The sequence below is a fragment of the Planktothrix sp. FACHB-1355 genome (assembly GCF_014748295.1).
Classification (GTDB): Bacteria; Cyanobacteriota; Cyanobacteriia; order Cyanobacteriales; family Aerosakkonemataceae; genus Aerosakkonema; species Aerosakkonema funiforme_A.
Map to the genome: position 1 here is coordinate 1 of NZ_JACJUP010001257.1, position 1,927 is coordinate 1,927.

General features: G+C 47.3%; 2 protein-coding genes. Both read left to right on the plus strand.

Going from position 1 to position 1,927, the window contains the following annotated elements; genetic code table 11:
• The coding region (locus tag H6S82_RS31370) for a methyl-accepting chemotaxis protein (protein ID WP_242057189.1) at nt 1-592 on the plus strand (592 nt) is incomplete at its 5' end.
• 92 nt (nt 593-684) lie between these two features.
• The coding region (locus tag H6S82_RS31375; RefSeq protein ID WP_191057347.1) for a TrpB-like pyridoxal phosphate-dependent enzyme at nt 685-1,927 on the plus strand (1,243 nt) is incomplete at its 3' end.

The window sequence follows — 1,927 nt, forward strand, 5'->3', positions numbered from 1 at the left end:
AGCATATAGTTTAGATGGGATGGCTAAACTAAAGGAAAAAGTGAGCGCGATCGCCGAGCAAATTTTACACTTGAGTCAGCAGACGAATCAAATCGGCGAAATCTCGCGTTTTGTCAGCGATATCGCCAATCAGACAAATATGCTAGCCCTAAATGCAACGGTAGAAGCGGTGCGGGCGGGAGAAAATGGTAAAGGGTTTGGAGTTGTGGCGGCGGAAATTCGCAAACTAGCAGATGAGAGTAAAAAATCCGCAGTAAAAATTAACATCCTTGTTGCTGATATTCAAAGTGCGATCGATTCAACAGCAATCGTCACGAATGAAGGTACTAAAACTGTAGAAGAAGGAGTCGAAGTTGCCAAAAGCACAGCAGAAGCCTTCACGGGAGTGATGAATGCGATCGACAGCGTTGCTTTAAACAACCAACAAATCTCGCTCAATATCAATCAGCAAGCAGTTGCCATAAATCAAGTTGCCGATGCTATGAATACAATTAACTCGGCAGCAAAGGAAACAACTGGCGGTATTTCTCAAGTAAGGCTGGGAATTCAAAAACTCGATGATAGCGCACGCAACCTTAAGGCAGTTGTTTAAGAGACAACGATCGCACAACTGCCGCCAACTTGGTATTGCCGGAGCGATCGGCGACAATAGAAATCTTAACTCGCATATCTCTGACATCTAGAATGAACACCATCAAATACCTCCTCTCGGAAGACCAAATGCCTACTGCCTGGTACAACATACAGGCAGATTTATCCACACCTTTACCCCCCGTTCTCCATCCCGGTACGGGTCAACCAATTACTCCCGATGACCTGATTCCGCTTTTTCCGATGAGTCTCATCGAACAGGAAGTCACTCAACAACGTTGGATTGAGATACCAGACGAAGTAAAATCTATCTACCGTCAATGGCGACCGACACCACTTTATCGCGCCCGCCGACTGGAAAAAGTCCTCGATACTCCCGCCAAGATTTACTACAAATACGAAGGTGTCAGCCCTGCCGGAAGTCACAAACCCAATACTGCCGTTGCACAAGCTTACTATAACAAGCAGGCAGGCGTAAAACGATTGAGTACGGAAACGGGAGCCGGACAGTGGGGTTCCTCGCTAGCGTTTGCGGGGGCATTGTTTGGGTTGGAAGTATTAGTTTATATGGTAAAAGTTAGCTATCACCAAAAGCCTTACCGCCGTGCGTTGATGGAAGCTTATGGAGCGAGAGTAGTTGCCAGTCCCAGTCAAGAAACTCAAGCTGGGCGATCGATCCTAGCATCGCACCCCAACAGTACCGGTAGTTTGGGCATTGCTATTAGTGAAGCGGTAGAAGTTGCTGCCCAAGATGACGGAACTAAGTATGCTTTGGGTAGCGTTCTTAACCACGTTTTGTTGCACCAAACCGTAATTGGCTTGGAAGCTTTAGCACAGTTAGAAATGGCTGGAGATTATCCAGATATTGTAGTTGGTTGTACGGGTGGGGGTAGCAACTTCGCTGGCATTGCTTTTCCGTTTCTGGGTGCAAAGCTGCGGGGTGAAAGAGATGTGGAGATTATTGCTGTCGAACCTGCGGCTTGTCCATCTCTGACTCGTGGCAAGTATGCTTATGATTTTGGCGATACGGCTCACTTAACTCCATTGGTAAAAATGCACACTTTGGGTAGCACGTTTGTACCGGAAGGCATTCATGCAGGTGGCTTACGGTATCACGGGATGGCTCCCCTGGTAAGTCATGTAGTGAATTTGGGATTGGCGAAACCGCGTGCGGAATATCAGTTAGGTTGTTTCGCGGCAGGGTTGACTTTTGCTCGTGCAGAAGGTATTTTACCCGCTCCCGAAGCCAATCATGCAGTGAAAGCAGCGATCGACGAGGCATTAAAATGCAAGGAGTCTGGGGAAAGTAAAGTGATTCTATTTAACCTTTGCGGTC